Annotated in this window: 18 protein-coding genes and 4 tRNA genes; 10 read left to right on the forward strand and 12 right to left on the reverse strand. The window is 58.2% G+C overall.

The window, feature by feature from the left end:
- Positions 1-26: 26 nt before the first annotated feature.
- From HMPREF2854_RS02340 to HMPREF2854_RS02355, 4 genes are all read right to left on the reverse strand, one after another.
- Positions 27-272: a GlsB/YeaQ/YmgE family stress response membrane protein gene (locus tag HMPREF2854_RS02340; protein WP_070618442.1), complete on the reverse strand. Its 246-nt coding sequence runs from the start codon at positions 270-272 to the stop codon at positions 27-29.
- 171 nt (positions 273-443) lie between these two features.
- Positions 444-1,331 (reverse strand): EamA family transporter, encoded by an 888-nt coding sequence (locus HMPREF2854_RS02345; protein WP_070618445.1) that lies wholly within the window; start codon positions 1,329-1,331, stop codon positions 444-446.
- On the reverse strand, positions 1,324-1,746 hold the full coding sequence (gene msrB / locus HMPREF2854_RS02350; protein WP_070618448.1) for a peptide-methionine (R)-S-oxide reductase MsrB: 423 nt from the start codon (positions 1,744-1,746) through the stop codon (positions 1,324-1,326). The genes HMPREF2854_RS02345 and msrB overlap by 8 nt, the downstream gene beginning before the upstream one ends.
- A 2-nt stretch (positions 1,747-1,748) precedes the next feature.
- Positions 1,749-3,485, reverse strand: coding sequence for a mechanosensitive ion channel family protein (locus HMPREF2854_RS02355; protein ID WP_261666634.1), 1,737 nt, complete (start codon positions 3,483-3,485; stop codon positions 1,749-1,751).
- A 54-nt stretch (positions 3,486-3,539) separates the two neighbouring features.
- Between HMPREF2854_RS02355 and HMPREF2854_RS02360 the strand changes: the two genes are divergently transcribed.
- From HMPREF2854_RS02360 to HMPREF2854_RS02400, 9 genes are all read left to right on the forward strand, one after another.
- Positions 3,540-3,612: transfer RNA gene (locus HMPREF2854_RS02360), tRNA-Glu, on the forward strand.
- 4 nt (positions 3,613-3,616) lie between these two features.
- Positions 3,617-3,693 (forward strand) — tRNA-Asp (locus HMPREF2854_RS02365).
- A gap of 180 nt (positions 3,694-3,873) precedes the next feature.
- Positions 3,874-3,947, forward strand: a tRNA-Asp gene (locus HMPREF2854_RS02370).
- 24 nt (positions 3,948-3,971) lie between these two features.
- A tRNA-Phe gene (locus tag HMPREF2854_RS02375) sits at positions 3,972-4,044 on the forward strand.
- Between the two features lie 130 nt (positions 4,045-4,174).
- Positions 4,175-5,311 (forward strand): ABC transporter ATP-binding protein, encoded by a 1,137-nt coding sequence (locus HMPREF2854_RS02380; protein ID WP_148130873.1) that lies wholly within the window; start codon positions 4,175-4,177, stop codon positions 5,309-5,311.
- Positions 5,308-7,824, forward strand: coding sequence for an ABC transporter permease (locus HMPREF2854_RS02385; protein WP_070618455.1), 2,517 nt, complete (start codon positions 5,308-5,310; stop codon positions 7,822-7,824). The genes HMPREF2854_RS02380 and HMPREF2854_RS02385 overlap by 4 nt, the downstream gene beginning before the upstream one ends.
- Positions 7,825-7,965: 141 nt before the next feature.
- Positions 7,966-8,406: a phage holin family protein gene (locus tag HMPREF2854_RS02390; RefSeq protein WP_070618458.1), complete on the forward strand. Its 441-nt coding sequence runs from the start codon at positions 7,966-7,968 to the stop codon at positions 8,404-8,406.
- Positions 8,403-8,684, forward strand: a complete 282-nt coding sequence (locus HMPREF2854_RS08705; RefSeq protein ID WP_070618461.1) for a DUF3618 domain-containing protein — start codon at positions 8,403-8,405, stop codon at positions 8,682-8,684. Before HMPREF2854_RS02390 ends, HMPREF2854_RS08705 begins: the two co-directional genes overlap by 4 nt.
- Before the next feature lie 179 nt (positions 8,685-8,863).
- A complete protein-coding gene (locus tag HMPREF2854_RS02400) occupies positions 8,864-9,055 on the forward strand; it encodes a DUF3073 domain-containing protein (protein ID WP_070618464.1) in 192 nt (63 codons plus the stop codon).
- A 94-nt stretch (positions 9,056-9,149) separates the two neighbouring features.
- Here HMPREF2854_RS02400 and purM read toward each other — a convergent pair whose 3' ends face one another.
- From purM to HMPREF2854_RS02440, 8 genes are read right to left on the reverse strand one after another with little or no spacing between them, the layout of a single operon-like run.
- Positions 9,150-10,259 (reverse strand): phosphoribosylformylglycinamidine cyclo-ligase, encoded by a 1,110-nt coding sequence (purM, locus tag HMPREF2854_RS02405; RefSeq protein WP_070618467.1) that lies wholly within the window; start codon positions 10,257-10,259, stop codon positions 9,150-9,152.
- A gap of 7 nt (positions 10,260-10,266) precedes the next feature.
- The gene (gene purF / locus HMPREF2854_RS02410; RefSeq protein ID WP_070618470.1) at positions 10,267-11,775 is read right to left on the reverse strand and encodes an amidophosphoribosyltransferase; all 1,509 of its coding nucleotides are present in this window, start codon (positions 11,773-11,775) and stop codon (positions 10,267-10,269) included.
- A 37-nt stretch (positions 11,776-11,812) separates the two neighbouring features.
- A complete protein-coding gene (gene mnhG / locus HMPREF2854_RS02415; RefSeq protein WP_070618473.1) occupies positions 11,813-12,256 on the reverse strand; it encodes a monovalent cation/H(+) antiporter subunit G in 444 nt (147 codons plus the stop codon).
- Complete coding sequence (locus HMPREF2854_RS02420) at positions 12,249-12,740, reverse strand: MrpF/PhaF family protein (protein ID WP_070618476.1); 492 nt, start codon at positions 12,738-12,740, stop codon at positions 12,249-12,251. Before HMPREF2854_RS02420 ends, mnhG begins: the two co-directional genes overlap by 8 nt.
- Positions 12,737-13,279 carry a Na+/H+ antiporter subunit E gene (locus tag HMPREF2854_RS02425; protein WP_083309328.1) on the reverse strand — a complete coding sequence of 181 codons (543 nt, stop codon included), beginning with the start codon at positions 13,277-13,279 and terminating at the stop codon, positions 12,737-12,739. Before HMPREF2854_RS02425 ends, HMPREF2854_RS02420 begins: the two co-directional genes overlap by 4 nt.
- On the reverse strand, positions 13,272-15,179 hold the full coding sequence (locus tag HMPREF2854_RS02430; protein WP_070618482.1) for a Na+/H+ antiporter subunit D: 1,908 nt from the start codon (positions 15,177-15,179) through the stop codon (positions 13,272-13,274). Before HMPREF2854_RS02430 ends, HMPREF2854_RS02425 begins: the two co-directional genes overlap by 8 nt.
- Positions 15,176-15,676: a Na(+)/H(+) antiporter subunit C gene (locus tag HMPREF2854_RS02435; protein WP_070618485.1), complete on the reverse strand. Its 501-nt coding sequence runs from the start codon at positions 15,674-15,676 to the stop codon at positions 15,176-15,178. The genes HMPREF2854_RS02430 and HMPREF2854_RS02435 overlap by 4 nt, the downstream gene beginning before the upstream one ends.
- Complete coding sequence (locus HMPREF2854_RS02440; RefSeq protein WP_261666635.1) at positions 15,673-18,585, reverse strand: Na+/H+ antiporter subunit A; 2,913 nt, start codon at positions 18,583-18,585, stop codon at positions 15,673-15,675. Before HMPREF2854_RS02440 ends, HMPREF2854_RS02435 begins: the two co-directional genes overlap by 4 nt.
- A gap of 116 nt (positions 18,586-18,701) precedes the next feature.
- Here HMPREF2854_RS02440 and HMPREF2854_RS02445 point away from each other — a divergent pair, with 116 nt between their 5' ends.
- Positions 18,702-21,032, forward strand: coding sequence for a (Fe-S)-binding protein (locus HMPREF2854_RS02445; RefSeq protein WP_070618490.1), 2,331 nt, complete (start codon positions 18,702-18,704; stop codon positions 21,030-21,032).
- Positions 21,033-21,060: the final 28 nt, after the last annotated feature.

Raw genomic sequence — 21,060 nt, forward strand, 5'->3', positions numbered from 1 at the left:
CGGCTCCCTCCTCAACAATGCGAAAACTAGTTCTTCTTAGCCGCGAAGCTCAAATACAAGCTAATCAAGCCCATCGCAACCAGAATCGAGATGATCCATTCAAGAACAGAGCCAACACCGATAGCACCCGCGATCCAGCCGCCAATACCTGCACCAAGCGCGCCAAGAATAATCGTCCACACGATACCCATTGGCTGCTCACCCTTCATGAACAAGCGAGCAAGCGCACCAATAATCGCGCCAACAATGATGTACCAAATAATAGCTCCCATTATGGAAAACCCCTTCTCAATGCTTTAACAAGCCCGGCTCATGCCGGGCCTTACACCTTCTAACTTTCCAGAAAACGAGCCAGACTTCGCGCGCAAATGCTGAATGAGCGACGATTCGCACAAAATACAGCTAACTAAAACTAGCGAAGTAATGTTTTAACCAAGCTGAGGTCAGGTTTTGTCAATATTTAGAGTTCTCTTTTGTTGATCCCTAGGAGGCCTCGACGCCATCCACACAGCAACCGACACGAACACCAAACCCGCAACTGCTGGCCACGCCGGGAACTGGCGCAACACCACAGCCCCCACAACCAACGACGTTGCTGGGAGCAACGCGTTTAGCAACGCGAATGTAGGCGCGTCGATCCAGCTCATAATGACCTGCTCAATGGAATACGGAATCACCGTAGACAAGAACGCTACGCCCACCACCGTCAAGAAGATCTGCGTAGACTCGAATGCCGACAAGAAGTTGCCCGCCACCACGGGGAAATACACCAGTGAACCCGTGGCCGTTGCAATCGAAAGTGAAGTGAGGCCCGACCTTGCCCTCGCGATCCGGCGCCCAATCAGGATATAGCCCGCCCACAAGCCGCCTGCCAACATCGCCCACAAGAACCCCGACACTCCAGCGGAGCTAGTCCTATCAATACCAAAACCGGAGATCAGCAAAACCCCCGCAAAAGCCACCAGGCCCGCAAGTTTACTGAGCCATCCTCGCCCGAAAAACACTGCGACCACCACGGGGCCGAGGAACTCCAGCGAGACAGCGACACCTAAATCTAAGCGAGCTACAGCCTCATAAAACGCTATATTCATTCCGGACATGACCACGCCAAACAGAGCTGACGCGCCCACCTCGCGAAGCGTCAAATGCTCCCGCCACGGCCTGCGCCACGCCAGCAATACCAGTGCAGCAATCGTGACTCGCCACCACGCCACCGTCGTAGGCGCCATAACCGAAAACAACACCACCGCAAACGCGGCACCCGTGTACTGGGTTGTCCCGGACGCAATAAACAGCGCCGGCGCTAACGCGCGCCTTCCCGAACTATTCACCCGCAGTATGCTCAAACGAAAGCGACACGGAGTTCATGCAGTAACGCTGCCCCGTAGGAGTCTGCGGCGCATCATCAAACAGGTGCCCCAAGTGCGAATCACAATTCGCGCAACGCACCTCGGTGCGCACCATTCCATGCGAAGTGTCCTCAACATACTTCACCGCGGCGTCCTCTGACTTATAAAACGAGGGCCAACCACAGCCGGCATCAAACTTCGTCTGCGAGCGGAACAACTGCGCGCCGCAAGCGCGGCAACGGTAAATCCCTTCGCGGTCCTCATTCAACAATTCGCCAGTGAAGGGACGCTCCGTGCCCGCCTCACGCAACACGTGGTATTCCATCGGATTCAAGACCTCACGCCACTGCGCCTGCGTACGAGCCGCCGCATTCACATCAACCTTAGGAGTTTCCATAACTATTCCTGCTCCTCATCTTGAATCCGCTTCATCTCCGCCTCCACCAACTGCCGGGCAGGCTCATCGCCGCCAAGCTTATTGATCGCGGTTTCCTCAGAAATATCACCAAGGCGAAGCGCCCGCAAAGTCTGCGTCTCAACCCGCTTGCGCTGCATTTCCTCCGAGGGGCCCTCTAGTTTTTTCGACCGCGCCTCGGCCTCTTCACTTCCCGAATACAAACGATCCCCAACCGTTGACGTCACCGCGCTATCATCCGCGCCCCGGGCATCATCATTAGCGGGAACTTCCGGGCTCGTGCCCCGCTGGATCGCAAGGAGTTCTGCGGGCGACAACACGCGCGTAGACTCCGGCTCGGCCAGCACTTTCGTGGTCACCTTGCGGTCACGCAATCGCTTGCGACGCACCTTGCTAGCCCGGTTCTTCGCCGCACGCATACGAGCCTCCTGCTTTGTTTGCGCCGGCGGCTCCTCAGGGTCAGGGCGCACCGCACTCTTCTCGCCCTCACGCTCGATATCACGCAACTCGTTAGCGAGCTCCACAATCTCACGCTCAGAGCGATCCAGGTTAACTTCAACCACGTCCTCTTTTTGCACGCGAGTACGAGTCAGAGCGTAAGGGGCGTTCTCAACCACCCAATCGATCAAATGCTCACGCATATAACAACGCAAATCCCACAGGTCACCAGAATTCCTGGCCGTCAACGCAACGCGAACGAGCATCCACCCGTCCGTTGCATCCGTAACCTGCACGCTAGAGCTGCGCCTATCCCACAGATCCGTTTCTTCAAGCAGACGCTCAACTTCCCTCCGGATCAAAGGCACGGGCGCACGCCAATCCAACTTCAGCTCCACAGTGCCGGCAAGCTTCGTATTAGCGCGCGTCCAGTTCTCAAACTTATTCTGCGTGAAATGGGTGGACGGAACAATGAAGCTCCGATCATCCCACGCCGCCAGCACGACGTAGGTCAGCGTGATCTCCTCAATCGTTCCGAACTGGTCATCAACCACCACCACGTCGCCCACACGAATCGCGTCTGTAAACGTGATCTGCAAACCCGCGAACGTATTCGACAGCGAATCTTGCGCCGCAATGCCTGCGACCAAAGAAATCACACCGGCCGACGCCAAAATCGAACCCATCGCTATTCGAGCCGATGGGAATGTCAAAATCACCGCTACCGCGCCCAAAATCACGACAACCAACTGCACGATTCGGCGCAGCATCTGAGCCTGAGTAGCAAGACGGCGCGAGCCCGTTGCCTCCTTACGATGCTTCGCGACGTCCTCAATGACGTACGCACCGGCGTAACACATCCAACTGACCATCACGATTGTGATAATCAGCAGCGTGTGCTGCAGGAGCGGAATCCATGTAGCCGCATCCGTTGGGAGCACCTGCACCATGTAATTCAGGCCAACCCACGCGCCTGCCACCAAGAACAGTGCGAAGAACGGGATCTTCACACGTCTTGCAAGCCAAGCGAAGTTATCGGACTTTCGCGATACCACCCGCAGCGCGGCCCACGCCAGCATCGCTATCACCAGCGAAACCAGCACACCAACTGCCACACCCGCGAATAGTTGGAGCAGGTTCAGCGCATCCTGTACAGCTTCTTCAGCGTTACCATCCATACTTAAAGAGTAGGGGCAGGAGCGGACATTTTCTTTTCGGCGCGGCATACCCACAACAACTTGAACGCCGGTGAGAGGCTTCACAACTTCACGCTTTGCCAACATGAAGGTAAGTCGCGTAGACTTTGACGAGTCTGATCGCATGCATAGCGAGCAGAGGCCCCCATCGTCTAGCGGCCTAGGACACCGCCCTTTCACGGCGGCGGCACGGGTTCGAATCCCGTTGGGGGTACGTTGGCCCCGTAGCGCAGTTGGTTAGCGCGCCGCCCTGTCACGGCGGAGGTCGCCGGTTCGAGCCCGGTCGGGGTCGCCACTTCTACTAAGACCCGCAAGGGTCTTTTTTTCATGCCAAAACCGCTCTTCTCACGCCCCTCATGAACGATTCAAAGCACCGGCGCTACCTTGAAAATTAGGGAGAGCATGCTCACACGCATAAAGTAACGCACTAATTTGGCAAGGGTTCAAAAGGCCGGTAATATAATCTTCGCACCAAGGCCCCGTAGCGCAGTTGGTTAGCGCGCCGCCCTGTCACGGCGGAGGTCGCCGGTTCGAGCCCGGTCGGGGTCGCTCGGTCAAGAAAACTTGACCAGAGCCTCTGTAGCTCAGTTGGTAGAGCGTTCGACTGAAAATCGAAAGGTCACCGGATCGACGCCGGTCGGAGGCACAGGTAACCCTCGGAAATCCGAGGGTTTTTCTGTACCCAAGACTCTAAAGCTGGCACTAAATCAGAATCAGCGTTAGTGGACATTCGCGTGCACATCGCAAACAGCGGCCATTTCAACGACAATAGACACATGAGTGTACTCCAGGCCCTAACCACCCCCACCGATCCCGCGATCATTGCCCGCGGCCTCACCAAAACCTACGGCAAAGGCAACGCCGCCGTCACCGCCCTCAAATCCGTAGATGTCACCATCGGACGCGGCGAGTTCACCGCCATCATGGGTCCATCCGGATCAGGCAAATCCACACTCATGCACTGCCTAGCCGGCCTCGACTCCATAACAAGCGGAGACGTAACCCTGGACGGCAACACGATCTCGAACATGTCCGAGCGTAAACTCACCAAACTGCGGCGCGAACAAATCGGATTCATCTTCCAATCCTTCAACCTCATCCCCACACTCACCGCGCGAGAAAACATCACTCTGCCAGCCGACATCGCCAAGAAGACCGTCTCCAAAGAACGCTTCGACACCATCGTTGACGCCGTTGGCCTGCGCGACCGCCTCACTCACCGACCCGCCGAAATGTCTGGTGGACAACAGCAACGCGTTGCCTGCGCCCGCGCCCTCATCACCGAACCAACCGTTGTGTTCGCCGACGAACCAACCGGAAACCTAGACTCCAAATCCTCCACTCAAGTACTCAAATTCCTGCGCGAAGCCGTGGACGCCTTTGAGCAAACCGTCGTCATGGTCACCCACGACCCAACCGCCGCGTCACACGCCGATCGCATCCTCTTTCTTGTAGACGGACGCATCGTTGCCGAACTGCGCCAGCCCACACCTGACGCCGTTTTGGATGCCCTGCGCGAACTCGACACCCTGCGTGAAACCGACCCGCAAGACGATCGCGAGACTGCGAGCCACCCCGTACCAAGCGAAGATTCCACCCCCACGCCTACGTCCGCGCCCGGCGAGCACGAAGCGGTCCTCGAAAATCAAACCATGCCCGCCAAATCCGAAGGCTTTCAAGACGCCGAACGCCAACCCGGCGAAACCCTTGACGAAGCGCTACGACGCATTGCGCCAACCGGTGAACTCGACGCCGAAACGCAAGACCTTCTGATCCGCGCGCAGAAACTGCTGCATGACCTTCCCGGATCCGTCATTCCCGAGGACGACCTTGAACTGACCGGCCAAATCCCCATCGTCAAACGCGTTAAACCCGAACAAAACAACGCGCAAAACGGTAAGGAGCAGGCGTGATCAAAATAGCCCTGCGCGACGTCTGGGCGCACGCCACCCGGTTCCTCATGACAATCTTGTCAGTGGTACTCGGCGTTGCATTCCTCGCCGGCACACTCGCCCTGCGAACCAGCCTCGAAGACACCTTCGTACAATCCTTTGCCTCCACCACATTCGGCACCATTCAGGTGGAAGGCAACCCGATCTCCGACGACTCGAGCCAGCGCGCACGAATCGACGCCGGCGCGGCTGACACAATCCGCGGCATAAACGGCGTTAAAGACGCCCAGCCCGTGTACATGAGCCCCATCACCGTGCTTCAAGACGGATCACCTGCCACCGGCGTAGGCACCGTCACCCTTGCCACCGGCGCGCTCACCGGCTTCACCCCCTGGACGATTGAAGGCAAAACACCGCGCAGTGAAAACGAAATCGCGTTCGAAGCAGCCGCCTTGAAACGCTACAACCTTGCCGTTGGCGACCGGATCGAATACATCGCCGGGGGCGAAAGGCACCACGCCCAAATCGTAGGCATCGTGCACCTGGCCGCGGAAGTCTCGCCCATTAACATCATTGCTTTCGACCAGGAGACCGCGCGTTCGCTCAGCCAAACGCCTGAACTGGTAAGCGCCATCGCCGTACAAACCGAAATCGACACGGACCTGGGCGCCGCCATTCGCAACATCAAGAACAGCCTCGGAGCGGACTACACCATCAGGTCCAGCGATGACGCGATCGAGGAGGCCGCCGACAACGTCAAAGACACCCTTGGATTCGTCACCACGTTCCTACTCGTATTCATTGTCCTCGCTCTCGGCGTCTCCACCTTCATCATCGCCAACACCTTCCACATGGCCGTCAAAGCTCGGCAAAAGGAGTTCGCCTACCTGCGTGCCGTTGGGGCCTCTCCCCTACAAATCTTCCTTCAAGTTGCCATTCAAGCCCTGGTTATCGGGGTCATTGGATCCGCACTCGGACTCCTCGCTGGCACCGGTCTACTAACTCTGGCATCATTCGGCCTTCTCAAAGCCGGAATGGTCACCTCTCTTATCACCGCGCTACCCCGCGACGTCATCATTACCGCGCTGATTGTGGGCATCGCAGTAACCCTCGTTGGCGCGATCCTTCCCGCCCGCGCCGCCGCGCACACCCCGCCGGTAGAAGCCATGCGCGAAGTCTCCGGAGTACGTGAAGCACCGCTTTGGCCGCGCGCCCTCATTGGTTGCGCACTCATCGCAGTTGGGGCCGCAGGCGTCTACCTTGGCGCGAAACAGGCCGTTACCTGGGCGGGCACCTCCCTAGGACTTGGCGCGGGAGCCGTAGTCATCGGCGCGCTCATTGCCTCGCCCGCCCTCGCCAAAGGAATCCTCACCCTCCCCGCCCTCGCGTTGCGCAAAACCCGGCTCGTAGCGCTGCGCATCGGTACCAAGAATGCCGTTCGCAACCCCCGGCGCACCGGCGCCACCGCCGGCGCCCTCATCATCGGAATGGGCCTCGTAACCCTTGGAACCGTACTGGCATCGTCCGTGCAGGCTTCCACCACCGAAGCCATCCAATCCGAGCTACACGCCGACCTCACCATCACCCCCATCAGCCCCGGAGAATCCATCACCGATGAAGTCATAGCCAGGATCCGAGCCACTAAGGGCGTGAAATCCGTAGGAGACTCCTACACCAGCGCATTCGCGCCCACCACCGTCGATGGCGAGACCTTCCCCCTTGCACTCACCACCGTGGACACCACCCGCCTCACCACCGACTTCAAAGTACCCATGGCCAGCGGCGCCCTCTCTAACATCAACCGCGGCCAAATCCTGCTATCCAAGAACAGCGCGCAAGCACTGGGACTCACCGTTGGCGACGAGCTCACCGTCCTTGGCAACCTTGGGCCAAAAACCATAACCATCGGCGGAATCCACGACTCCACAATCCTCACCACGACCTCCCTAGTCGCCCCCGATACGCTCGAGGAACTGGGCCTGACCGCAGTGGGGCGTTCCTTCGTCACCGTCTTCAAAACCGACCTACCCCTAGACGAAGTGCAGGAAAACGTTCGCGCAACTCTCGCTGACCAACCCACCATCGCCGTCTACACCAAAACCGATCTGGTCTCCGAGATCGGTAACACCATCAACACGGTGCTTGCCATCCTCTACGCCCTGCTCGGCCTCTCCATCGTCGTGGCAATCGTCGGCATCATCAACACGCTCGGACTTGCCGTCAACGAGCGCACCACCGAGATCGCACTCATGCGAGCCATCGGCACCGGCAAACTCCAAATCGCCGGGACAATCATCACCGAAGCGATCCTCACCTCCCTATACGGCACCATCATCGGCATCCTCATCGGGCTTGGAACCGGCATCGGCCTAGTCACCTACACCAAAGAAGTAGGCATCTCCGTGCTCTCAGTCCCCTGGACAACCCTGCGCGCGCTACTCGCCGGAACCATCATCATTGGGATCCTCGCCGCCGTTGGTCCCGCCCGGCGCGCGGCACGTGCACCAATTCTCGAATCCATCACCTCCGAATGAGCATGTGAGTTTCAGCCAGAAAGCACCACTATTTCAAGCGACCAACAGCGATTCGTGACAAACTAGAAGCAGTGTGCCCCGCGCACAAGTATTCGCAGCCAACAAGGCCGCAACACAACCGACCCACTCGAGGAGTTCAAGATGGCAGTCGACAGGTCCAAACCAGCCACGCCAGTAATTGTGGAGACAACGCAGTCTCGCCCCAACACAAGCATCGGGCAGCTAGTCAACGAACTGTCCAACCAGATCACCACCCTGATCCGCGGCGAGATCGAACTAACCAAGGTCAAAGCAACCACGCTTGCCAAGAAAGCCGGCGTTGGGGGCGCCCTCCTCGCAGGTGCGGGCGTATTCGCCCTCTACCTACTCGGATGGATCTTCCGCACCATCGAGCTTGGCTTCGCAAACGTTGTAGCCCCCTGGCTTGCAGCCCTCATCACCGCGGGCATCCTCCTGCTCATCGTTATCATCCTGGCAGCAGTTGGAGCCCTCCTCCTCAAGAAAGGCCTGGCAGACAAGCCGAACCCGGGCGACAACATGAAGCTAAACGTCGCCGCAGCAAAGAAGGGATTGGAAAAGTGAGCGAAACCCCTCGCACCGTCGAAGAGATCGAAGCTGAAATCCTGCGCACGCGCCTTGCGATGCAGTCCACCGTCAACGAGCTCAGCAGCCGCCTAAATCCGCGCGAACAAGCCAAAGCCGCTGCCACACGCGCCGGCGAAAAAGCCACGCAGTTTGGTCAAGAAACCGCAGATGAAGCCAAAGCTGCCCTCAAAGGCGATCCGCGCGCACTGGCCAAATTCGCGTCAGTGGGCGTAGCGCTCGGCCTCCTCGTCGGACTCAAGAAACTGCGCAAATAGATCCACTATTTGAAATCGAAATGCCAAACAACCACGGAAAACCCGCAGAAAATCCCTAATACACTTTTTGACGTTAGGATAATCTGTCCGATTTTCGTTAGAATAGGCGCTTGAAAGACCATTAGACGCTCAGGGTTCCCACGGGAATCCGCAAGACACTGTGGAGGGGGTCGACGCCAATGGGGCGCGGCCGTCAGAAGGCCAAGCAAACAAAGGTGGCTCGGAAGCTAAAATATGCTTCACCCGAGACCGACTTTGACGCTCTGCAGCGTGAACTCGCTGCTGAGCGAGGCGAATCGAACGATCCGTACGGGGATATTCCCCCGGCAACCGACGAAGACAACTGGGATGACTACGACGATTACAAATGAGTCGTAACACCCAAAACAAATAGTCAAACGAAAATCGGGAGGGCAAGCACCCTCCCGATTCGTTATGCTTGACCAACCTATAAGTGAGCAGTTCCTAGAGCCGGTAGCTTCCCGTCAGTAGGGCCGCTCCTGCCTGCACTCCCTTAGCGCCCTGTACCAAACGATCCGAATCCGCTACCTGCAGCGAAGACGAAGAAAGTTCGACCTCGCCCAACACCCACGGCTCGCCGCCAACAGCCATCAAGAATCCCAGCGCTTCATCAGCTGCGGCCTCATCCACAATCGCGACCATGCCAACGCCCAAGTTGAACGTCTGCTCCATCGCGTCCCAACTGACTCCGCCGAGCTTAGAAAGCGTAGAAAAAACCGGCGGCATGGTCCAAGATGAACGATCCACTCGCGCAATAAAACCCGTAGGGATAACGCGCGAAATGTTCGCGCCCAACCCGCCGCCCGTAATGTGGGACAAAGCCTTCACCGCGCCGCGGGGAAGCGACTCGATCATCGATAGCATCTGCTTCGTGTACAAGCGCGTGGGCTCAAGCAGTTCCTCACCGAGCGTGCGGCCAAACTCCGGCACTTCCCGATCAAGCTTCCACCCCGAGTCAGCCACAATCTTGCGAACCAACGAATAGCCATTCGAATGCAAGCCCGAAGACGAAATACCAATCAAGACATCGCCAACCGTCACGCGGTGAGCACCAAGCATCTCATCAGCATCAACCACGCCCGTTGCAGCGCCCGCAATGTCGTAATCCTCCGGATCCATCAAACCGGGATGCTCCGCGGTCTCGCCACCAATCAAAGGGCAATCCACCTGCGCACAAGCCTGCGCCACCCCGCGCACAATATCTGCAATCTTTTGCGGTTCTACCCGGCCCGTTGCAATGTAATCTGTCATCAGCAACGGCCTCGCACCCATTACCACCAGGTCATCCACAACCATCGCCACAAGATCCTGACCAATCGTGTCATGGACCCCCATCGCCTGCGCGATCGCGATCTTTGTTCCAACACCATCCGTAGACGAGGCGAGCAGAGGCCTCTTCATCCCCTTCAACGCCGACGCGTCGATCATCCCGGCAAAACCACCCGAATCACCAAACACCGTGGCATTATGAGACTTTGCAACCGCGGCCTTCATCAGCTCAACCGCGCGGTCACCCGCCTCAATATCAACACCCGCAGCAGCGTAATCAACCATACAAACCTCACTTAGTCACGCCAGGCGTACCCGGAATCGGAGTTCCCGGTGGGACGGGCACCGGATACTGTCCATTAAAACAAGCCAAACACAAGCTATCCGCCGGCTGCCCCGACGCGGCAACCATGTCTTCCAGCGACAAATACCCCAAGGAATCCGCGCCAATCCACTCACAAATCGCGTCCACGTCCATCACCGAGGAAATCAGTTCCGCCCTCGTTGGGAAATCAATCCCAAAGAAACACGGCCAGCCCACCGGCGGCGACGAAATACGCACGTGAATCTCACTTGCCCCGGCCTCGCGAAGCATCCTCACAATCTGCCTTTGCGTATTGCCCCGCACAATCGAATCATCCACCACAACCAGGCGCTTACCCTGCACAATGTCGCGCAGCGGATTCAGCTTGAGCCGAATACCGCGCTGACGCAAACTCTGCGTAGGTTGAATAAACGTGCGGCCCACGTAACTGTTCTTCACAAAACCCTGCGCGTACGGGATACCGGACTGTTGCGCGTAGCCAATCGCTGCGGGCGTGCCAGACTCTGGCGTTGCAATCACATAATCGGCATCCACAGGATGCTCGCGAGCCAGTGCGGCGCCCATCTCTTGACGCGCCAAACTAATCGACCTGCCCGCAATCCTCGTATCCGGCCTAGCGATATATACGTACTCAAACACGCAGCCGTGCGGAGTAGCCTTACCGAACTTAAACGAGCGCATACCGTCTGAATCAATCGCGATCAGCTCACCCGGCTCCACCTCGCGAATAAACGACGCGCCCACAATATCGAGCGCCGCGGTCTCAGATGCAAGCACCCAACCCGTATCCAAACGTCCCAAAACCAGTGGGCGCAAACCGTGCGGATCACGCGCGCCATACAGCGTGCGCTCATCCATAAACACCATCGAGAAACCACCCTGAAGACGCGGCAACACGTTCTTCGCTGCCTCAATCAGCGAACCGCGTTCAGTTTGCATCCCCTCCCCCAGATGCTGTTCACAGCCCTTCTCAGTGCCGTACCCACCCAGTAGCGCCGTAACAATCTGCGTGCCCGTCGCATCATCGTCAATCGGGCGATGCGAAACCTTATTTGCCAAATCGCGCAACTGGGCCGCATTCGTCACGTTTCCGTTATTACCAAGCGCAATCGAACCCGTAGCAGTAGGCCCCAACATCGGCTGCGAATGCTTCCACTCAGCCGCCGCCTTCGTTGCGTAACGCACGTGCCCGATAGCCAGATGCCCCTCAAGCGTTGAAAGAGCCTCGTCATTAAACACCTGCGAAACGAGCCCCATGTCCTTATAAACCATGATGCTCTTACCATCGGAAGCAGCAATACCCGCCGACTGCTGACCTCTATGCTGGAGGGCGTACAACCCGAAATACGTTAAACGAGATACTTCCTCGCCCGGCGCCCACACCCCAAAAACGCCACATTCATCTTTAGGTTTATCCGAATCAGAAAAGTCTGCATCCAGCAGTTCATCTTCACGCACGCCCTCATCATTACACATTCACAAAACCAGTTGCGGGGCGCTTCAAAAAATGGACTCAACCGGCCTCAGTTGTGGACGAATCCAAATCTGGATAATCCTTTGGCCTTGCAAAACCATAGCGTGAACGCGGGTGCTTAATCGCGATTGCCTCCGCCTGCTCGTTATCAACCAGCAACTCATCAATCACCAGATCAGCTGTCTCAAACTCCTGATTGCGATACGTTGCGCGCGCCATCAACTGCGAACCAATTGGAGATGACACCGTCTGCAACACAACAATCAGCAAGGCCGCCGCAACCCACTGCCACGAACGCATGGACACAGCCGCGCCCGTAGCCATCAAGAACACGCCCAACCACTGGGTTTTTGCCGAAGCGTGCATGCGCGAATACGTGTCGCGCAAACGGAGCAACCCCACGCCGCTCACCAGCATGAACGAAGCACCGCCGAGCAGAAGCAATGCACCCAGCAGATCCCACACGGCCTCGAAACTATTCATGCTTCTCACTCGCCTTCTTCGATGCCTTCTTTGACGTCTGCTTCGCACGCTCGCCCGCATCGGCGACGCTCTTAGCCGACTGCTTCGAAACCTGCGCCTCGCGGGCCGCCTTGATTGCCTCGCGCTCCTCCGCGTGGAGTTCGCTTTGCGCCTCACGCATCAAACGCACCTCCTGTGCGCGCAACTGCTCCGGCGTAGTAGCCGCGTCCGTAGTATCGCGCGGGCGCTCCGAAAAACGTCCCAGCGTTACCGAATACATGAATCCAACCATCGAAAAGATAATGGCGAGTACCAGCACATCCGTGCGATCCGTTCGCACTGCAATCACCAGCGTTATTCCCGCAGCCGCCACCGCAAGCACATCCGAGGCAACCGCCCGATCCATAATGCTCGGCCCTAATGTCAGCCGCACCAGAGTCATAAACGCGGTTGCAATCATCGCCATCAGAGCAACAAACAAAATCACCGTTATCAAAGTGCTCACAGCTTCACCCCCACGGTGTCCAACGTCTGCGCGGAAGCCAGTGCCTTCAACACGCGTTCCTCCTGCGCCAGCGAAGCCGCCCTCACGCCTTCAACGCCGCCCTGGGCCTCAAGATCGAACACGTGTAGGTAAATGATGCCCTCGCGGCGCTTCAACTCAACCACGATTGTGCCCGGCACCAAATTGATCATCGCCGCGGTAACCGCCATCGTAATATCCGCGCTACTGCGCAAATTGATTCGCACAACCCCACACTCATAATCGCGACCTGTCACAACTACGCTTGCAACGTGAACAGCCGCCTTCACCATGTCCGCCAAGAACACGCCAGCAAGAATCAAACCCTGGCGGAACCGGAAATGCTCGAAGAACCGCGAGCGCGGCAAAGGGAAAATCAGCTGGATAAAGAGCGCTACCAGCAGGCCGCTCAGCAACACCAGTGGATCGAACTTCGCGAACAACAGCGTCCACAAAACCAGCAACCACAACGTCATAGAAAGCGACAGCCGCTTTGACGCGAAAGCTCTCACCCTACTCATTTGCCAGCCCCGTCCTCGGGAACGCCGCCGAATAATCCCGCGCCAACTTCATACCTAAAATGTGGCTCTGAATGTGCTCATTATTCTCGTCAAGAATGAACGGAGCATGCCACTGGTAACGCCATAGCTCCTGTCCGGTCTGGCGCTTCTCTGGCTCCAGCTCGCGCCCGTCACGGCTGTAATCCCGAATCAAATCCTCCTGCGCCGACTTCGCATAATCTTGCAAAATCTTTGGCGCATCCGCGGCGGCGAACTTCGACTTACCTGCCCCGCGGCCATCGTCTTGCAATACCGCGTGCAAGTAGGCGGAGCGCTCCATCTGATCAAGCGCAGCATTCGAAGCATACGCGTAGATCGGACCCGCCCCCGCAGTCATCGCAAACATAACCAAAATCAGCGAGGCCGCCGAAGCATACATCAAGCGCGTAACAGCCGACCCCTCCATCTCTCTTCGGGTACGAGAGTGGACCTGCATGCGGTCATCTGAATCCGCAATCCGCGAGATTGCCTCGGCAGCGCGTAGCGTTGCCCTCTGATACCTAGCCCCACGCACTTGAGCAAAATCAGTATCCGTCACGTGCGTATCAGACTTGGGCTGCCAAAACGCGAAATTCCACACCTTGATAAGCGCATACAGTGTCAGGAACGACGTGATAATTCCGGCGGCGAGGAGCGCGTAGCCTTCCCACTGGCCCTGCAACACCGACGACTGCGCAAGCCCCACCTTGCCAATGAAACCCGTAAACGGAGGAACACCAACGAGATTCAGCCCCGCAATCATGAACATGATCGCAAGCATCGGATGAGTTTTTGCCAAACCCCCAAGAGCGCGCAAAGACGTAGTGCCCTCGTGACGCTCAATCAACCCGATAATCAAGAACAGCGTGGTCTGAACCAAAATGTGGTTAGCCGCGTAGAAGATCGCCGCCGCAAGCCCCACCTTGTTCACCACAGCCAGGCCCCAAATCATGAAGCCAATGTGAGACACCAACACAAACGACAGCAAACGCCTCATATCGTGCTGTGCGATCGCACCCAAAATACCGACAATCATCGTCGCTATACCCACAACTGTTAGGAGTACCGACACGCCCTCGCCGGGGAACAACAACACCTGCAAACGAATCAGCGCGTAAATGCCCACCTTGGTTAACAAACCCGCAAACACAGCGGTTACCGGCGCCGGAGCCGTCGGGTACGAATTGGGAAGCCAAGCGGCCAACGGGAACACTGCCGCCTTAATTCCAAACGCCACCAGCAAAACCAGCTGGATAGTAAGCGCAACACTTGGATCAATCTCTCGAAGACGCGTGGAAAGCTGCGCCATATTAACCGTGCCCGTAGCCGCATACGTCAGACCAATACCAATCAGGAACAGCACCGACGAAACCAGCGAAACCACCACGTAGACCGTGCCCGCACGAATACGACCTCGCGTACCGCCAATGGTGATCAACACAAACGAGGCGGCAAGAAGAATCTCAAAACCCACGTACAGGTTGAAAAGGTCGCCCGTTAGGAACGAGTTTGAAACGCCCGCAATCAAAATCAAATATGTGGGGTGGTAGATCGCAACCGGCACATCCGGATCTTCATCCGCGAGATTCTGCGCCAGCGAATACACAAGCACCGCGAGCGTCACAATCTGCGAAACCACGAGCATCAGCGAGGACAGCCGGTCTGCCACCAGCGTGATACCCACAGGCGCCGCCCACGAACCCACGTCGAGCACCACCGGACCGGAGTTTGCCGCTACCGCTAGCGTGATGCCAACCACCAGCACCGTTGTCAGCGTCACCAGCGAAATCAGCTGCTGCAACTTCGGGCGGCGCACAAACACAAGGGCAAAGCCCGCCGCCAATAGCGGCAGCAGTACGGGGATAGGGAGCATCCAGTTCATCGGGCGCCCTCCCCTCGGCTAGGTCCCCTCTCAGACGCCCGCGCGGAATCCTCTACGGCCTCCGCATCGTAGAAGCGATGCGGATCTTCCTCACCGGTAACCTCATCTACCCCGTAGTCATCCACACGGTCCTTCGCCAACCTGCGCGCAAGCCGGCGATCCTCAACATCATCAACAACCTCGTCATGGCCAGACAAACGCCACGACCGGTACGCGAGCGCCATGCCAAACGCGGTAGTACCCAGTCCAATCACAATCGCGGTCAGCATCATCGCCTGCGGGAGCGGATCAGCCATGATCGTTGGATCCACGTCCTCACCAAGCAAAGCCGGACGCGCTGAACGGCCACTCGCCGCGAGGAACAGCACGTTCACGCCGTGCCCCATCAGCGCCAAACCAATCAGGATGCGCGTTAGCGTGCGCTCCATAACCAGGTAAGCGCCCACCGCAACCAGCACGCCCGCAAGAATCACCACAACCAGGGAAGGAGTACTCACTTTGGCTCCCTCCTCACGTCGCTAAGCGCGCCCGCAGGCATCTTGTTCTTCACCTGTGCCTGCTCGGCCTCCGCGCGATCCTTATCCACCTGGCCACCAAGGGCCGTCACCAAATCCAAAACAACCGCCACAACCAGTAGGTACACGCCCACGTCCACAATCAGTGCCGACGTGAAGTGGACATTGCCGAGCACGCCGAAACTGAGGTCAATCTCCGTAGACTCCAAAACCGTGTTTCCATATGCCAGCGGCATCACCGCACCAACCGTTGCAGTGAACAGACCAAAGCCCAGCAGCGCACCTGGATTCACGCGGCTGGCCTCACGCAGCTCGAACCGGCCTCCTGCCATATAACGCAACGTGAACGCAATGCCCGCGAGGACACCGCCCGCAAAACCGCCACCCGGATTGTTGTGGCCCACCCAGAGCAACCACAGGGAAGCGACCAGCATCGTGGGGAACAAAACCCGCGTGCCAACCTCTAGAAGCAGCGAGCGCGAACGCGCCGACAGCATCGAAATTGCCGGCAACCACGCGCCGGGTGTCTTAGGCCTCTCGCGCTCCAACGTTGAGCTACGACGCACCAGATAAATCATCGACGCAACGCCCGTAGCGGTCACGAGAAGGACCGAAAGCTCACCAACCGTATCCCACGCGCGTGTGTCCACCAAGATCACGTTCACCACGTTCTTACCCGCACCAAACGAGTAAGCTTCCGCAGGAATCAAGTTAGAAATAGGCTCCGCAACGCGGGCCTGAGTAGCCACGATAGTTGCGCCCGTGACCACGATTCCCAAAACGCCCGCCAAACCTATGCGCGCCCAACGGGAAATCGCGAACGAACGCACCGAGAAGTTCTGCGGCAAGGAACGCAACACCAGAACGAACACAACCAGGGAGACAACCTCGACCAGCATTTGCGTAAGCGCCAAATCCGGGGCGCCATACGTCATGTAAAGCAGCGAAATCGCGGTGCCCACCACGCCGAGCGCCAACACCGCGTTAATACGCGAACGCGACCTCGCCGCCACAAACGCAGCCACACCCGCGAGCGCCACAATTCCAACCTGCGTAGCCGAATCCCATAAACGCAGATTGAGCTCGGACTGGCCGACCTCGACCAGGCCAAAACCAACTGCCGCTGCGAATACCGCGAAAATCGTGGTTATATCCCACGGCAAAGAACCGCGGTGGAACAAAGAGGTGATGAGCGATGCGAAGTGTTCCAGCTCCAGCATTAGCCACCTGTAGATTTCGCTAATATGCAGGTGTTTAGGAGCCAGACGCCTCTGAATACGCGCAATGCGGGGGCGCTGCCACGCCGTCCACACACCTCCGGCCAGAATCACTGCCGTGATCAGTGCAGGCCCGGGTCCGGACCAGAGCGCGATGTGTGGCTCGCCCACTCCTCCCTCGGTAATGTACTCCGTCAAAGTCTGGAGCCACGCCGGTTGGATTGCGGCGAAGGAAGCCCCCGCCAGCCCCACCACCGGGATCAGCGTGAGGGCGGGTAGCTGCGAGTTATCCATCTCAATCTTGATGCGTTTGCGTCCAAATGCGCCCCACCAGTAGCGCCACGAGTACGCGACAGTAAGCACCGAACCGAGCGTCAAAATCACCAAGGCAGTAACATCAAGGCTCGCTCCTGCCGAATGGGGTGCGATGCTTGTAGCCCAGCCGGCACCAGTTCCCTCAAACAAACTGGTAATAAACGCCTCTTTACCCAAGAAACCAAGCAGAGGCGGCACGCCGGCCATTGAAAGCGCGAGCACCGCGGCGGACGTGGCCAGCACAGGCTGATGCTTGTACAGACAGTTGAGCTCACGCAAATCGCGCGTGCCCGTGGCCTTCTCTACCAAACCAACGCTCATGAACAACGCCGACTTAAATACGGCGTGCGCCACCAACATCGCAATGCCCGCCGCGTAAGTTGCGGCCGTGCCGTAAGCCATTGCCGCGCTCATCAAACCCAGCTGAGACACCGTGCCATAGGCCAGCACCAGCTTCAGATCGAACTGCCGCAACGCGCGATACGAGCCAAGGAGCATAGTGGCAAGACCGAGCGCCACTATTATCGGGGACCAGCCCGGCACATTTGTAAAGCCCGGCGTCAAACGCGCAATCAAATACACGCCGGCCTTCACCATCGCAGCCGCGTGCAAGTACGCAGACACAGGCGTGGGGGCTGCCATCGCGCCCGGGAGCCAAAAATGATGCGGCACCAATGCCGACTTGGTGCTCGCACCCAAAATGATCAGCAAGGCAGCCACAATCACCTGTGCCGAACCGACATCGAGCACACCAGTGCGAGCATTTTCTACCAGCACGTGAACCGCGTAAGAGCCACCCGGGGCCTCTGCCACCATCACAAAACCGGCAAACATCGCGAGGCCGCCAAAGCCGGTGACTTGAATAGATTGGCGGGCAGCCGCACGAGCGGGACGATTATCAAAATGGTGACCGATCAGCAGGTAAGAAAATACCGTGGTCAGTTCCCAAAATAAATAAATAATAAGCAAATGGTCAGCCGTCACAAGGCCGAGCATCGCCGCCGCGAACGCTGTGAAAATCGCAGAAAACCGGCCCAAACTAGCCGCATTAGAACTAAAATAGCGCGCCGCATACAGCATCACCAGCGTGCCCACGCCGCTCACAATCAGCGTCATCAACCACGACAGTGGATCCAGCCTGAACACCACTGCCAAAGAGAGCTCGCCCACCCAATTCCACACGAACTGCGGAGGAGAAGTGAACACCTCCCTCGTGTACGAAAGCGCCCACACCACCGCACTAAGCGGCGCCAAAGCGGTTAGGAACAGGACATTTCGCCCCAACTTTCGCCCGAGCAACGGGGCAAGACAAGCCGCCAACGCATGAAGAAGCAAAATCGTGACCAAAACTGTCCTCACTCGCAACGAAAGCGGCTAACTGGCTTATAGCCAGAATCAGACTAGCGAATTTTTGAGACGGCGGCGCAATAAAGCGATAATACGGACAGGCCCTAAACCGTGAAGGAGCGAAGGCCATGACCCCTGCAACCTTGCGCGTAACCCTTTTTGCGATCGCCGTCATCGCGACCATCGTCGCGATCTTGACCTTCGTTCGCGCCCTCATAGTCATGTACCAGCGCGTTGCCACCGGTCAGAGCGCACCCGGCCGTCTCCGCCCGATTGGCCCGCGCCTGTGGATGACCATCAAAACCGTGCTGAGCCACCGCGAGTTCCGTGGCCGGCCCGGCGTTCGCATCGCGCACTGGTTCGTCATGCTCTCCTTCCCTATCCTGGCGCTCACTCTTGCTACCGGCATGGGTAAACTTCGCGCGCCCTCATTCTCCTTGGGCGCAATCGACCATTTTCCCCTGTGGGAATGGATCGTTGAACTATTCGCATGGACCAGTCTCATTGGCATCATCGGCCTTATCACCTTGCGTCTTGTGTCCGGCTCCGGCCGTAACAACGAAGCAGAAGGTGAAACCCGCACCGGCCAAGCCACCTCACTAGCATCGAGGTTCCTTGGATCCACGCGCTGGCAGGCATACTTCGTTGAGTTCGTAGTGCTGACCGTGGTGCTCGCAGTGATTGGCCTGCGCGCCCTCGACTACGCGGCAGCAATCAACGGCGTAACCGACGAAGGCGGCCAACTAATCCTGAACCCCGCCTATGCCACGGCCCTGCACTACCCCACCACCGCATGGCTCGGAAACGCCCTGGCCGGCATGTCCAGCGCCGCCCTCCTCAACTCGATAGCCGTACTGTCATTCCTCAAAGTCATGATCTCCATGGCGTGGATGACCGTAGTAGGCGTGCAGACCAGCATGGGTGTGGCATGGCACCGCTTCCTCGCTCTCATCAATATTTATGCGCGCCGCAACGTCGACGGTTCCAAAACCCTGGGTGCGGCTTCGCCACTCATTGTGGAGGGGGCTCCGCTTCTGAGCGAAGAACAGCTTGATGAGCTAGATGATGACGCGACGCTCGGCACCGGCACGCTTGCAGACCTAACGTGGAAGCAACGCCTAGACTTCATGACCTGCACCGAATGCGGCCGCTGCCAAGAACTTTGCCCCGCGTGGAACACCGGCAAACCCCTATCCCCCAAACTACTCACCCTGTCCCTGCGCGACCACGTGGCCGCCGTCGAACAGATGGAAGCCCTCGGAGACAAGGCCTACACCAAAGATAAGGAAGGCAACGTCCTCGTCGATTCAAATGTTCCCAACACCGCGCACACCCCTGACGTTTTAGAAGCCCTAATCGCGTCTGGAAACACGGGCGAAACCGGCGTTTCTATGGAAGCCGGCCCGCTGATTGGCGACGTAGTTTGTGAGGATGCGCTGTGGGACTGCACGATGTGTGGCGCGTGCGTAGACCAGTGCCCCGTTGACATTGAGCACCTGGACACGATTTTGGGAATGCGCCGCCACCAGGTGCTGATGGAGTCCGCCTTCCCCCGCGAACTAGCGCGCCCGTTCCGTTCGCTGGAGACGAAGGCCAACCCGTACAACCAGGCGCCGCGCAAGCGCCTGGAATGGGCTAAGGACCTAGAGTTCGACGTGCCCGTCATAGGTGAGGACGTGGAGGACGCCAGCGAAGTTGACTGGGTGTTCTGGGTTGGTTGCGCGGGCGCCTACGACGATCAGGCGAAGAAAACAACGCGGGCAATCGCAGAGCTGCTGCACGTTGCGGGCGTGAAGTTCGCGGTGCTGGGTAACGCGGAGACGTGTACGGGCGATCCGGCGCGCAGGGCCGGCAACGAGCTGTTGTTCCAAATGCTCGCGCAGCAGACTATCGAGACACTGAACGAAGCGAACGTGAAGAAAATCGTGGTCTCTTGCGCGCACTGCTTTAACACGATCGCTAACGAATACCCCGAACTGGGCGGCACATTCGAAGTTGTGCATCACACGCAGCTGTTGAACCGCCTGGTTCGCGAAGGCGCCCTCACTCCCGTGCCGCCAAAGCCGGGCGAGGAAAGCCGCAAAATCACCTATCACGATCCATGCTTCTTGGGTCGCCACAACCAGATTTACGAGGCACCGCGCACTCTTCTCGGTTCTGATCCCGCTCTTGAGATGGTGGAAATGCCGCGTTCGGGCGAGCGCGCAATGTGTTGCGGTGCGGGCGGCGCCAGGGCATGGATGGAAGAAACCCGGGGCGTGCGTATCTCGCAGGCGCGCGTGGACGAGGCCGGGCAGACGGGCGCAGAGGTTATTGCAACGGCATGCCCGTTCTGCTCACAAATGCTGGGCTCCACGCCCACTCCCGCAGGCGCGCAGCAGGGCATTGAGATCAAGGACGTTGCCGTACTGATGCTAGATGCCGTGCGCAGGGGCGAAACCGAAGAGGCGGCCAAGTAGCCTCGCCCGCGAGCGCCCCTATTCGTGA

This window comes from Actinomyces sp. HMSC075B09 (genome assembly GCF_001812395.1).
Taxonomy (GTDB): domain Bacteria; phylum Actinomycetota; class Actinomycetes; order Actinomycetales; family Actinomycetaceae; genus Gleimia; species Gleimia europaea.

Coding starts and splice junctions, on each gene's coding strand:
- HMPREF2854_RS02340 (WP_070618442.1), bottom strand. CDS start 272: ATGGGAGCTATTATTTGGTACATCATTGTTGGCGCGATTATTGGTGCG.
- msrB (WP_070618448.1), bottom strand. CDS start 1,746: ATGGAAACTCCTAAGGTTGATGTGAATGCGGCGGCTCGTACGCAGGCG.
- HMPREF2854_RS02355 (WP_261666634.1), bottom strand. CDS start 3,485: ATGTTGGCAAAGCGTGAAGTTGTGAAGCCTCTCACCGGCGTTCAAGTT.
- HMPREF2854_RS02380 (WP_148130873.1), top strand. CDS start 4,175: ATGAGTGTACTCCAGGCCCTAACCACCCCCACCGATCCCGCGATCATT.
- HMPREF2854_RS02390 (WP_070618458.1), top strand. CDS start 7,966: ATGGCAGTCGACAGGTCCAAACCAGCCACGCCAGTAATTGTGGAGACA.
- HMPREF2854_RS02400 (WP_070618464.1), top strand. CDS start 8,864: ATGGGGCGCGGCCGTCAGAAGGCCAAGCAAACAAAGGTGGCTCGGAAG.
- purM (WP_070618467.1), bottom strand. CDS start 10,259: ATGGTTGATTACGCTGCTGCGGGTGTTGATATTGAGGCGGGTGACCGC.
- purF (WP_070618470.1), bottom strand. CDS start 11,775: ATGTGTAATGATGAGGGCGTGCGTGAAGATGAACTGCTGGATGCAGAC.
- mnhG (WP_070618473.1), bottom strand. CDS start 12,256: ATGAATAGTTTCGAGGCCGTGTGGGATCTGCTGGGTGCATTGCTTCTG.
- HMPREF2854_RS02425 (WP_083309328.1), bottom strand. CDS start 13,279: ATGAGTAGGGTGAGAGCTTTCGCGTCAAAGCGGCTGTCGCTTTCTATG.
- HMPREF2854_RS02430 (WP_070618482.1), bottom strand. CDS start 15,179: ATGAACTGGATGCTCCCTATCCCCGTACTGCTGCCGCTATTGGCGGCG.
- HMPREF2854_RS02445 (WP_070618490.1), top strand. CDS start 18,702: ATGACCCCTGCAACCTTGCGCGTAACCCTTTTTGCGATCGCCGTCATC.